11 protein-coding genes and 2 pseudogenes are annotated in these 12,209 nt (G+C 61.3%); 9 read left to right on the forward strand and 4 right to left on the reverse strand.

Features of this window, described 5'->3' with window-relative positions:
* Positions 1–27 precede the first annotated feature (27 nt).
* The gene (locus tag BSK43_RS09735; protein WP_077469595.1) at positions 28–1,218 is read right to left on the reverse strand and encodes an efflux RND transporter periplasmic adaptor subunit; all 1,191 of its coding nucleotides are present in this window, start codon (positions 1,216–1,218) and stop codon (positions 28–30) included.
* 171 nt (positions 1,219–1,389) lie between these two features.
* Positions 1,390–2,202, reverse strand: coding sequence for an alpha/beta hydrolase (locus BSK43_RS09740; protein WP_068401612.1), 813 nt, complete (start codon positions 2,200–2,202; stop codon positions 1,390–1,392).
* Between the two features lie 232 nt (positions 2,203–2,434).
* Here BSK43_RS09740 and BSK43_RS09745 point away from each other — a divergent pair.
* Positions 2,435–3,345, forward strand: a pseudogene (locus tag BSK43_RS09745) (LysR substrate-binding domain-containing protein).
* A 58-nt stretch (positions 3,346–3,403) separates the two neighbouring features.
* Here BSK43_RS09745 and BSK43_RS09750 read toward each other — a convergent pair.
* Positions 3,404–3,862 carry a carboxymuconolactone decarboxylase family protein gene (locus tag BSK43_RS09750; RefSeq protein WP_077469594.1) on the reverse strand — a complete coding sequence of 153 codons (459 nt, stop codon included), beginning with the start codon at positions 3,860–3,862 and terminating at the stop codon, positions 3,404–3,406.
* A gap of 134 nt (positions 3,863–3,996) precedes the next feature.
* On the opposite strand from BSK43_RS09750, the pseudogene BSK43_RS09755 reads away from it, so the two are divergent.
* Positions 3,997–4,880, forward strand: a pseudogene (locus tag BSK43_RS09755) (sigma-70 family RNA polymerase sigma factor).
* Positions 4,881–4,883: 3 nt separating this feature from the next.
* Here the strand turns inward: BSK43_RS09755 and BSK43_RS09760 are convergent.
* Positions 4,884–5,645 carry a helix-turn-helix transcriptional regulator gene (locus BSK43_RS09760; RefSeq protein ID WP_077469593.1) on the reverse strand — a complete coding sequence of 254 codons (762 nt, stop codon included), beginning with the start codon at positions 5,643–5,645 and terminating at the stop codon, positions 4,884–4,886.
* Between the two features lie 140 nt (positions 5,646–5,785).
* Between BSK43_RS09760 and BSK43_RS09765 the strand changes: the two genes are divergently transcribed.
* The 7 genes from BSK43_RS09765 to BSK43_RS09795 all read left to right on the forward strand — a co-directional run bounded on the left by BSK43_RS09765 (position 5,786) and on the right by BSK43_RS09795 (position 12,170).
* Positions 5,786–6,745: a DMT family transporter gene (locus BSK43_RS09765; protein ID WP_077469592.1), complete on the forward strand. Its 960-nt coding sequence runs from the start codon at positions 5,786–5,788 to the stop codon at positions 6,743–6,745.
* Positions 6,746–6,824: 79 nt separating this feature from the next.
* Positions 6,825–7,553, forward strand: coding sequence for a GntR family transcriptional regulator (locus BSK43_RS09770; protein WP_077469591.1), 729 nt, complete (start codon positions 6,825–6,827; stop codon positions 7,551–7,553).
* A gap of 102 nt (positions 7,554–7,655) precedes the next feature.
* Positions 7,656–8,936 (forward strand): cysteine desulfurase-like protein, encoded by a 1,281-nt coding sequence (locus BSK43_RS09775; RefSeq protein WP_077469590.1) that lies wholly within the window; start codon positions 7,656–7,658, stop codon positions 8,934–8,936.
* 174 nt (positions 8,937–9,110) lie between these two features.
* Positions 9,111–9,893: an aldolase/citrate lyase family protein gene (locus tag BSK43_RS09780; RefSeq protein ID WP_136686824.1), complete on the forward strand. Its 783-nt coding sequence runs from the start codon at positions 9,111–9,113 to the stop codon at positions 9,891–9,893.
* Positions 9,890–10,105, forward strand: coding sequence for a hypothetical protein (locus BSK43_RS09785; protein WP_136686826.1), 216 nt, complete (start codon positions 9,890–9,892; stop codon positions 10,103–10,105). Before BSK43_RS09780 ends, BSK43_RS09785 begins: the two co-directional genes overlap by 4 nt.
* Positions 10,083–11,291 (forward strand): pyridoxal phosphate-dependent aminotransferase, encoded by a 1,209-nt coding sequence (locus BSK43_RS09790; protein WP_077469589.1) that lies wholly within the window; start codon positions 10,083–10,085, stop codon positions 11,289–11,291. Before BSK43_RS09785 ends, BSK43_RS09790 begins: the two co-directional genes overlap by 23 nt.
* Positions 11,292–11,372: 81 nt before the next feature.
* Positions 11,373–12,170 (forward strand): ABC transporter substrate-binding protein, encoded by a 798-nt coding sequence (locus tag BSK43_RS09795; protein WP_077469588.1) that lies wholly within the window; start codon positions 11,373–11,375, stop codon positions 12,168–12,170.
* Positions 12,171–12,209 lie beyond the last annotated feature (39 nt).

Here is a 12,209-nt window from a genome sequence, read left to right on the forward strand (position 1 = left end):
TTCTCCCTAAGGGCAGAAGGCCAAGTCTTACTGAGCGGTCGCGACCTTCTCTGCCAACTGCGGCGCGACGACCGCACCGGGACGGATGCGCTGCAGCCCGTTGACAACGACCTTTTCGCCGACCTTCAGGCCGTCTTCGATCACCCGCTCGCCATCGACCAGCGAACCGAGTTGGACCTGTCGGTAATTGACCTTGTTGTCACCACCAACCACGAAGACGAACTTCTTGTCCTGGTCGGTGCCGACTGCGCGGTCGCTGATGACGAGCTTGCTCTCGGCTTTCGGCTGACCCATGCGAACCCGCACGAACTGACCGGGGATGAGACGTCCACCGGGATTGTCGAAGACGGCGCGGACGCTGACTGTGCCGCTCGCGGCATCGACCTCGTTGTCGATCAGCTGCAACTTGCCCTTTATCGGCGTGCCGCTATCGCTCGCCGTGCCGATCTGGACCGGGATCTGTTCGACCGGCGGGACCGCGCCATTGGTCGCCGGCAGCTCTGCCAGGGCCTGGGTCACAGTCTGCTCGTTGGCATTGAAGCTTGCATAGATCGGATCGACCGAAACAAGCGTGGTCAGAGCCGGTGAAGATGAGCCGGCGGCGACCAGATTGCCGACGGTCACGGCGATCTTGCCGACGCGGCCGGCGATCGGAGCGTGAACCTGCGTATAGTCGAGGTTCAGCTGAGCCGTCTGCAAGGTAGCTTGCGCTGCCTTCAGATTGGCATCCGCTTCGGCGTAGTTGCTGGCGCGGGTGTCCATGTCGCTCTGCGAGATCGTCTTGTTGTCGAAGAGCTTCTGACCGCGGTCGACTTCGACCTTGGTCAGATTGAGCCTCGCCTTTGCAGCTCCAACCTGCGCCTGAGCCTGGGCAACGGCCGCCTCATAGGGTGCGGGATCGATCGTGACAAGCAGGTCGCCCTGCTTGACCAGGGCGCCTTCGCGGAATTGCACGGACTGGATTGCGCCAGCCACGCGCGGCCGGACTTCGACCCGGTCGATAGCTTCGAGCCGGCCGGAAAATTCCTGCCAGGACGTGATGTCACGCGACTCTACCGCGGCAACGGTGACAGGGGTTGGCGGCATCGCCGCCGGGCCGCTTGCCTCGGTTGCCTGGGCACCGCGCGGCAGCTCCAGATAGAAGGCTGCACCCACAACGGCCGCAGCAACACTCATGCCGGCGCCCCACAGGGCCCAGCGCTTACCGTTGGATTTCATGTTAGTCTCTCCTTTGGCCCCCTCTTGGGACACGGGGACCGAAAATTCCTATCGCCTCAATATAGGCAGGGCTTCAAAGCGCCGCGCACCGATGCGGGATCGCTTCGACCTTTGCCTCCAGCACCTCGTCCAAATCCGCGATTTCCCTCGCGATCGGGATGCTCTAGTTGATCAAGCTTGCACGTCTTCGACGAAGCCCTTGAAACAGCAACAGACATCCTGCTGCCATGAGGGCCTGTCTTTCGACTGCCCGCCGTAGAGGGTGGGCCAGCCTGTCCCGGCGGGAAGGACTTGCTGGCGAACACGGACGCCAGCCGCTTTCAGCCGACTGCCGTATTCCATGCTCTCGTCGCGGAGCGGGTCGTCCTCGGCCGTGAGCACCAATGCCGGCGCGAGGCCCGAAAGCCGCGAACAGTATCGAGGCGCTGCATAGGGATGGCAGACACCGCCCAGAAAACCCAGGTAGCGGTTCCAACCCTCCGTCCAGCGCTCGCGCATGCCGCTTTCCTCCGCCTGGAGGAAAGATTTTGATCCCATGAAGGGATCGAGCAAAGGCGATATCAACACCTGTCCGTCCAACGAACCGGGTATCTGATCACGCGCCTTTAAAGCGACACCCGCTGCAACATTGCCACCCGATTCCTCTCCGGCGACAAACAGCAGCGATTTTTTTGCCCCACCCAGCGCAAGCATGTTTCGCTTGTTGCTGAGGTAGGCAAGAAGCCCGTAGGCGCATTCCAGCACCTTCGGAAAAGCATTCTGATTGCAACTCGTATAATCCGCCGCAACCACGATGGCGCCGGCCTCAGCGAGGCTTGCCGCCACCGGTCTTTCGGTCGCGTGACAGGTATCGAGAAAGGCGCCTCCATGCAGATAGAGCACGAGGGGTGCCGCCTTCTTCAAACCTTCGCCGTTATAGATCCGCGCTTTCACCGGCCCCGTAGGCACGTTTTCCAGCACAACATCTTTCCACGGCGCATCCATCGACCCAAATCCTTATCTGTTCGAATGAATATGATCTCTTCCGGTAGCGGCTTAGCACGCCTTGGAACCATATTCTCGATAATGCGGTCTTCAGCGCCCCGTGCCGCATTGCAACAATCTTGGAAACAACATATTGTTATTCCGATCAGAGCATAAGTAGCCTATATTCGATCAGACTATTCACCATTACAAACAATCGACCCCTTTCTTGGCGGTCGAGGGACACCATGGAATGGACCAGTTATCAGCAATGCGGGCTTTCGCGCGTGTGGTGGAGACGGGTAACTTCACCCGCGCCGCAGCAGCCCTCTCCATGCCGAAGGCAACGGTGACGACGCTCATCCAGTCGCTCGAAGCCCATCTGCATGCCAAGCTTCTGAACCGGACGACCCGCCGCGTCATGGTGACCACCGACGCGCTCTCTATTATGAGCGCGCCATTCAGCTCCTTTCGGAAATAGAGGAACTGGACGGCAGCATCAGCAATTCGCAGAGCCTGCCGAGCGGCCGCCTTCGCGTCGAGATGGCGGGCGCCTTCGCCGAGAAAATCGTCATGCCGGCTCTGTGCGATTTCCACCAGCGCTATCCCGACATTCACATCGACCTCGGCGTCGGCGACCGGCTGGTGGACTATCTGGCCGAGAATGTCGATTGCGCCTTGCGCGCCGGCATGCCGAGCGACCAATCGCTGATCGCCCGCCGCGTCGGCGAGATCCATCTAATCACCTGCGCCGCTCCCATCTACATCGAAAAGCACGGCATCCCCGAGCGCCCGGAAGATCTGGAAACCAGCCACTATGCGGTGAGCTATTTCCGCGCGCAAACCGGCCGAACGGTCCCTTTCCTGTTTGATCGTGGCAACGAGTCGCTGGAAATCACTCCGCGCTACATCCTTTCGGTAAATGACAGCCGCAGCTATCTCCAGGCGGCCATGACCGGTCTCGGCATTGCACAGGTCCCCAGCTTCATGGCGCGGGATGCGATTGCCAAGGGTGACCTCGTACCAGTCCTCTCAGGCTGGACCAGGCCGGCACTCCCGATGCACATCGTCTATCCTCCGAACCGGCACCTGAGCAACAAGGTCCGCGTCTTCGTCGATTGGCTGGCGAAATTGCTCGTGACCTCGCGGGTGGGAGAAGCCTGAGATTGCAGCTGGCCTCCTCCCCGATCAGCGGGGAGAAGGATGACCGTTCGCTGGCCGCCTAGCTCCAGGAGACACCTGCCTGCTGGCGGATTGTAGCGTTCAACCGATTCCAGACATTGTCGACCGAGATCGCTATGATAAGGGCGGAGAGAGCGCTCTCGTCATAGTGTCGGGCGGCCTCGTTCCAGATCTCGTCGCTCACGGCATCAGGCCTGTCGGCAAGCCGGGTGACGGCCTCGCCAAGCGCGAGCGCCGCACGCTCGGCATCCGAGAAATATGGCATTTCCCGCCATGCGGAGACCCCGACGATGCGCTCGATGCTCTCGCCCGCCTTCTGCAATTTGCGAAAGCCCATGTCGGTGCAGACGCTGCAGCCGTTGATCTGGCTGATGCGCAGATGCACGAGGTCCATGGTATTTTCCGAAAGGCCACGATCCCTGATGGAGTTGCTGACAGCGAGAAGCGCCTGCAGCGTTTCCGGCAGGACAAGGGCGGGGTGCTTCATACGAGCTTGCATGTTTCTATCCTCTGATTGTTCGGGCGCCACGATGGCTCCGCGCTTGACGATTCATTTTCCCGCCGGTCCTGTGTCACACCGGCCGGGCTGCATTCGTCATGGGTTTGACGGAACAGCGTGAGGGAATGTGACCAATGGACGAAAGAAACTGGCAGGCTGAGAAATTCGAGGCGAACCGGCCGCATCTGCGTGCCGTTGCCTACCGCATGCTCGGCTCGCGAACCGAGGCGGAAGATGCCGTGCAGGAAGCGTGGCTCCGTCTTCTTAAAACAGACGCGTCCGAGATCGAAAATCTCGGCGGCTGGCTGACGACGGTGACGGCGCGCATCTGCCTCGACTGGCTGCGCGCCCGAAAATCACGCCGCGAAGAACCGCTGGCGGTCCATGTGCCCGAACCGGCCGTGACGCATGATGCCGGCAACGGCACCGATCCGGAACAGGATGCGCTATTGGCCGATTCCGTCGGTCTTGCCCTGCTGGTGGTGCTGCAGAGGCTCAACCCGGCCGAACGGCTCGCCTTCGTATTGCACGACATGTTCGGCATGCCCTTTGACGACATTGCCCCGATCGTTGAACGCAGCGTCGTTGCTACGCGCCAGCTTGCCAGCCGCGCGCGCCGCCGCGTTCAGGAGACACCGGTCGCAACAGAGGCCGACCTCACCCGCCAGTGGCATGTTGTCGATGCCTTCCTGGCGGCTTCGCGCGGTGGCGACATGCAGGCGCTGCTGGCTGTCCTCGATCCGAAAATCGTCTTCCGCCCCGACGCCGTCGCCGCGCTTATGGGCTCCGTGAGCGATATCCACGGGCGGCCCGCAGTCGCCGAGGCTTTCCGTGGCCGCGCGCAGGCCGCCCAGTCGGCCGTCATCGATGGCGCGATCGGCGCCGTTGTGATTCTCGGCGGACAGTTGCGCATCGCACTTCGCTTCACCATCGCCGCGAACGCATGATCACCGCCGTCGACGCCATGGCCGATCCTGAGGAATTGCGTAAGCTCGACGTCGTGATGATCGAGCCGTGATATCTACCGCATCTGTGTCGGGCTCGTGCCCGTCAGCCGGCGGAACATGGCGATGAAGGCCGAGGCGTTGCTGTAGCCCAGCTGCGATGCAATCCGATGCACCGGCTCCCCCGCTTCGATCAGCGACAATGCGGCAACCAGCTTCAGCCGCTGCCGCCATTCGTTGAAGGAAAGGCCAAGATCGTCCTGGCATCGGCGCGACAAGGTCCGCTCGGTCGTGCCCATCTTGCGCGCCCATTCCGCTTGGGAATGCCGATCGCCGGGATCGGCCTGCAAGGCGCTCAATACCGGACCAAGCAATGGATCGTCCGAGAACGGCAGATAGCTTTCACAGCGCGGCGCCAGGCGAATCTGGTCGACCAGCACTTGGGCAAGCCGCAAATCCTCGGTCGTTTCGGGTATGGTGATGTCCCGCGCCGCGAAATCCGCCAGGATCGCCTTCAGCAATGGGCTGATACTCAGCGTCGAAGGCTCGGCCGGCAGATCGGCGCAGAGGGCGCGCTCGACATAGACGGTGACATAGCGCAGATCGTGCTGGTTATGAGCCCCATGCATCGTGTCCGGCGGCAGCCAGATGGCGTAATGCGGCGGCGACAGATAAGGCACCCCCTGAATATCGAACTCACAGACACCGATCAGCGCGTAGTTGAGCTCACCCCATGGCTGGCTCTTCTTCGGAAAAACCGTGCCTGCCTTGAAGTTCTCCGTTCGAAAGGAAACGGGGCGCGGCGGATCGCCCTCAATGCGCGGGAGCCTCTCTGTCATGTCCTCATTTCATTATCGGTTGTCCTAATCTCGTTATATACCAAAATTCGGACAGGCGGTAGAAAAACCTCACGATAGGCGAACGGATCTCCGCCATCGATTGCCCTGCATAAGCCAGAATGACGTCGGGAGACGACCATATGAACACCCAGCCGAACGCATCCGCATCCATCCTCAGCACGGCAGGCCTTGCCCCGCTGCTCACCGTGCTGATCTGGTCGGGCAACGTCGTCGTCACCAAGGCATCCGCCGGTCTGATTTCACCTGGCTCCATCTCCTTCTATCGCTGGCTGCTTGCTTTCGTCGTGCTGCTGCCCTTCGTCGGTCGCGCGGCATGGCGCAACCGCGCATTGTTGCGCGAGCACTGGCTGAAGCTTGCGATCCTCGGAGCCCTCGGCATGGTGATCTACCAGAGCCTTGCCTATGAGGCCGCCAAGACCACCTCGGCCGTCAACATGGGCGTCATGCTTGCCTTGATGCCATTGCTGTCGACGTTTTTCGCCAGCCTGCTTGCCGGAGAAAGACTGAGTGTTTCCAGCATCGCAGGCGGCGCTATCTCGCTGATTGGGCTCGTCTACCTGACGTCTCAGGGTGACCTGATGCGGCTGGTGAACGGCGGCCTGCATATCGGCGACGGCCTGATGATCATCGCCGTCCTGTCGAACGCGCTCTATGGCGTGATGCTGAGACGTTGGGCCATGCCGATGCCGATGTGGCAGCAGCTCTTCTGGCAGATAGGCTTTTCGACATTGTTGCTGTTGCCGGTCTTCCTGATGGGCGAGATCTCGCCGGTGACGACGGCCAATCTGCCGCTGATCCTTTACGCCGCGATCCCGACATCGCTCGTCGCCCCGCTCTGCTGGATGATCGGCATCCAGCAACTCGGCGCCAGCCGGACCTCGTTGCTGATCAACCTCCTGCCGATCGTCGTCGCGGCACTTGCCTGGGTGCTTATCGGAGAACAGTTGCACGCCTATCACGCCATCGGTGGCGCGCTCGCCCTCCTCGGCGTCGGCATTGGCCTGCGAAAGGCACCAACGGCGGCGGATGAAGCGTCTCTTGAAGCCGAAGAACCGGGCTGGGAGGCGGAGGAAGCCTGAGGCTTCCGAGCGAAGCTCTTTCCATTCGCGTGGTCTTCGTTCTACCATGAACGAGTCCCCAAGCGAAAAGGAAGCAAGTGTGCGCATAGCCCTGGAACCGGTGTCCTCCAGAACGACGATCCAGGAGGGTGTCTACCAGCAGCTCAGAAATGCGTTGATGGCCGGAAATTTCGATCCCGGCCAGACGCTGACCATCGCCTCGCTCGCCGAAACCTTCGGCACGAGCAATATGCCGGTCCGCGAAGCCCTGCGCCGGTTGGCCGCCGAAAACGCGCTCGAAGTGGCCGCCAATGGCTCGGCCCGGATTCCGATGGTGACGCTGGCCCGGCTGGATGATCTCTGCCGCGCCCGCATCGCCGTGGAGGGCCTCGCCGCCGAGCTTGGCATACCCAACCTCACCTCGACCGACATCGCCACGCTCGAGCTTATTGCCGTCGATCAGCACGCAATTGGCCTCGGCAGCAATGTCTACGACCTGATGGCGAAGAACCAGCAGTTCCATTTCACCATCTACAGCGCCTCCGGCTCGGAAGTGCTGCTGCAGCTCATCGAAACATTATGGCTGCGCTTCGGCCCCTACATGCGCATGCTGTCCGCCTCGGTCGAACCGCTGATGCGCAGCGGCGAACTCGATCCCGCCGGACAGCATGTCCCGATTGTCGAGGCCTTGAAGGCCGGCGATTTTGCCGCTGCCCGTGATGGAGTCGTTGCCGATATCAGCCGCACGCACGAAATTCTGCGTGAATATTGCCCGGTGACGCAAGACGAACCGCGCAGCAAGGGATCCGGCTCCGCATTCCGCCGCTAGCCTGCGATCACCATCAAACGGAATTTGGTTGAACCTTAAACTAGTTTGTGATCAAATGATCAAACTAAAGATTTCAATCCCATCGTTCAGAGCGAGATCCCCATGAGTTCCGCCCCTTCTACAAACCAATTCGCCGGCCATAACAGCTTTCCGGTCGATGAAGTCCGCGCCATGTTCCCGGCTATCCAGAAGGCGGGGGACTTCGTCTTTCTCGACAATGCGGGCGGCTCGCAGGTCCCTCAGACGGTAGTGGACGCCGTTGCCAACCATCTCATCGATTTCAACGTCCAGCGCATGGCGAAATACCAGCACAGCCAGGGCGTCGATCGCAATCTCGAAGAGGCGCGCGAAAGCGTCGCCATGCTGGTCAATGCCTACCGGCCGGAGGAAATCTCCTTCGGCCAGAACGCCACCTCGTTCATTCGCCTCGTAAGCCTTGGCATCGCCAAGCTGCTCGGCGAGCGCAACGAGATCGTCGTCACCGACATGGATCACGATGCCAACATCGCCACCTGGCTCGCGCTCGAAGCCGACGGCGCCAAGATCGTATGGTGGCGCATGCGCGAGGATGGCACGCTGCACGTGGAAGATCTGAAGCCGTTGTTGAACGACAAGACGCGCCTCGTCGCCTGCACCGTCACAGCACATTCCATCGGCACGATCGTGGATGTCGCCGCCGTCTGCAAACTGGCCCATGAAGCCGGTGCCGAAGCCTTCCTCGATTGCGTCCATTTTGGTCCGCATGGGCTGATGGATGTTCAGGCCTGGGGCTGCGACTATCTCGTCTGCTCCGGCTACAAGAATTTCTCGCCCCATATGGGCTTCCTCTGGGGCCGCTACGACGCGTTGGTCAAGCTTCCCACATTCAAGGAAGACTTCATTCCCGATGTACCGCCCTACAAGATCGAGGTCGGCACCTTCACCTATGAGAATGTTGCCGGCATGAACGCCGCAGTCAAATATCTCGAAGCTCTCGGCCGGCGCTTCCTGCCTGCCGGCGAACATACCCGTCGTCAGGCCCTGGCCTCAGCGATGGGCGCGATCCGTCAATACGAATTGATGCTGTCGCGCGAAATGATCGCGGTCTTAAAGCGCCACGGCGCCGTCATCTACGGCATCTCCGACGACGCTCATCTCGAACAGCGTGTTCCCACCATCTGCTTCAACATGCCTGGCATTACGCCGCAGGACTTCGCCGCCGAGATGGGCAAAGCCGGTATCGGCCTGCGCGACGGCCATATGTTTGCCCCACGCCTGATGAAGCGCCTGGGTCTTTCCATGGAAACGGGCGCCATCCGCGTGTCGTTGGTGCATTATAACAAGGTCGAGGAAATCGCCCGGTTCGACGCGGTCCTGACCGAGATCATGGCACGGCGCAAATAAGCAGCGCCTATGAACGGTGGCGGCGCCCGAACAACTCCGCCACCGCAATGCCACCGTACCGGTGCCTTGATCGGTACGGGAGGCTACCCGGAATTCAAGGCAGATTGCCGCTTCGCAGCTATGACTTTTCGGTCTATCCCTCGTTGAGAGGACCACTGAAATGTGAGGAAGACGATGAGCGATTTCCGCCGGAACTGTATCGAGCGCAAGCTGCTGATCGGCACGTTTGCCGCCATCCCGCATCCGGTCGCCATCGAGGTGGCCGCCGCTTCCGGCGTTGATTTCCTCTGCATCGACTGGGAGCACTCGCAGATCAGCCGCGAGCGCATCGAGGACCTGATCCGCGCAGCCGACGTCCATCGCGTTCCCGCCATGGTTCGCGTGCCCGGCCATGCGGCGGAGGATATCGCGGCCGTGCTGGATGCCGGCGCCGCCGGCGTTCTGGTGCCGCGCATTTCGACAGCGGAACAGGCAAGAGCAGCCGTCAAGGCAACCCGCTATCCGCCGCTCGGAGCACGCGGCGTCGGTCCCGGCCGGGCTGCGGCCTATGGCTATCGCATTCCGGATTATCTCGCCAAGGCCAATGTCGAACTGCTGCTTGCCATCCAGGTCGAGACCGCCGAGGGACTGGCGAATATTGCTGATATCACCTCAGTCGAAGGCGTCGATCTCATCTTCATCGGTCCCGGCGATCTCTCGGTCTCGATCGATGCGATGGGGCCGGCGGGCAAGGAGAAGCTCGATGCCGCCATCCAGACCATCGCGAAAACGGCGCTGTCGGCCGCTCGCGCGGTCGGTATCTTCCGCCCGTCGCCGGATGACGTCGGCGCATGGTCGGCGGCCGGAATAAGCTTCTTCCTGCTGGCCAGCGACACGATGTTTCTCGGCGCCAGCCTGGCTGCCGGCGTGACGGAGGCAAAGAACCAAAATGCCATTTCGGGACCCAAGAAAAAATGAATGATCCCAGCAGCTTAAGACATGCGATCGTCATGGTTGAATCAAATGAAACGGCAGACTTTTTAAGCTTAAACTTTATCCTTGAAATGCAGTCGGTTTTGGATAACCATTCTAAAATCAAGGGCAATTCGAGGGCTGGTTTCAGCAATCGCCTCGTCTCTTCAGCACCGGGTTCCAAGGGGAAATTCCTTGTCTCTTCTGCCGCAGCATAACCTGCCGAACGCGATATCAGGCCGCGATGCCCTCGAAGGCGTTCGCGCCCAGATCCGCGACATGCGCACCGACAACATAGCCGTGCTCGCCAAGCGTGCCCGCGAACTCGGCGGCGTCATCCCGCTCTGGTTCGGCGAGGGCGACGTGGTGACGCCGGCCTTTATCCGCGACGCCGCAAAGAAGGCGCTCGATGATGGCGCGACCTTCTATGTTCCGAACATGCGCGGCCTCGCCACGCTGAACGAAGCGCTGTCGGACTATCAGACCCACTGGCACGGTCGCCCCATCCCCATCGAGCGCACCACGGTCGCCCCTGGCGGCATGCAGGCGCTCTACATGGCGCTCGAGCTGCTCGTCGATGTCGGCACCAATGTCGTCTACGTGGCGCCGCAGTGGCCGAACATCCATAACGCCATCCATCTGATCGGCGGCGAGCCCCGCGCCGTATCGCTCGATTTCGACACCGACTGGCGCCTCGATCTCGACAAGCTCTTTGCCCGCTGTGATGCTCGCACCCGCGCTATCTTCCTGTCGACGCCCTGCAATCCGACGGGCTGGACGGCCTCGCGCGAAGAGATGCAGGCTTTGCTGGATTTCAGCCGCCGCACCGGCATCTGGATCATCTCCGACGAAGTCTACGCCCGCCTCTATTTCGACGGCGAGATCGCACCCTCCATCCTGCAGGTGGCGGAGGACGGCGATCGCGTGATCGCCATCAACAGTTTCTCCAAGGCATGGGCGATGACCGGCTGGCGCGTCGGCTGGCTCACGCACCCATCGGCGATTGCCGACCAGCTCGGCGCGATGACGCAATATGTCAACAGCGGCACATCGGCAATGGTCCAGGCGGGAGCCGCTGCGGCCTTGCGCGAGGGCGAACCGCTGGTTTCAGAGATCCGCGGCCGGATCAAGGCCGGCCTCGACATTGCCTATGAAAAATTGCCGCAGATACCGGGCATCATCCTGCCCGAAAAGCCCCGCGGCGGCATGTATGCCTTCTTTGCACTGCAGGGTGAAGCCGATGCGACCGCGCTGTGCGAACGCATTCTGGAGACGGCCCGCGTCGGCCTGGCGCCCGGATACCACTTCGGCGAATCGTCCCGCGCCTTCCTGCGCATGTGCACCTTCCGCGAAACCGAACAGATGCGCATCGCCCTCGACCGCATGGTCGATGCGATGACATGAGACGGCCGCCCAACGGGCGGACGGGAATACCCGCGGGTAAGAGGAAAAGCCCGCAGCCATAACCAGAGGGAGACTAAGAAAATGCCTGTAACTCGTCGCAGTCTATTGGTCCTCGCGACCGCCGTCGGCCTTGCCGGCGGAAGCCACTTCGCCTATGCCGCCGATGTGCTGAATGTCGGCTCCTACCCGAACAACCCGCCCTTCGAATACAAGACCGCGAACGGCGGCTTCGAAGGCTTCGAGGTCGATGTCGTCAATGAAGCTGCCAAGCGCGCCGGCATGACCACCAACATCGCCGACTACGGCTTCCAGGCTCTGTTCGCGGCAACGGCCTCCAAGCGCATCGACGTGGCGATCTCATCCATCACCATCACGCCGGAACGCCTGAAGTCGCAGTCCTTCACCCAGCCCTATTACGATTCCGACATGGGTGTCGCGACCAAGGAAGCCAGCTCGATCAAGTCGCTTGCTGATCTCAAGGGTTCGGTCGTCGGCGTACTCTCGGGCTCGACGGGCGAAAAATGGGTCAATGACAACAAGGCCGCGCAGGGCTTTGCCGACGTCAAGGGCTACAACTCGCAGCAAGACATGTTCCTCGATCTCGGCGCAGGCCGCATCGATGCCGTCGTCAGCGACATCCCCGGCATGCAGTATCTCTTCGTCAAGACCAAGGGCTTCGCCATCAAGGATCGCATCAAGACCGGCGAACAGTACGGCCTGATGATGACCAAGGATTCGCCGCTCGTCGCCAAGATCAACGACGCCATCACCGCGATGAAGAAGGACGGCTCGCTCGAAAAGATCCACGAGAAGTGGTTCGGCGGCAAGGCACCGGCCGGCTCCTCCACCGTCACCGAATTGCCTATCCCCAAGGCGTGATCAAAAGATCATCTTTGAAATAAGCTTACGCCGGCCATC

It is taken from the genome of Rhizobium sp. P44RR-XXIV (assembly GCF_001999485.2).
Taxonomy (GTDB): Bacteria; Pseudomonadota; Alphaproteobacteria; order Rhizobiales; family Rhizobiaceae; genus Rhizobium.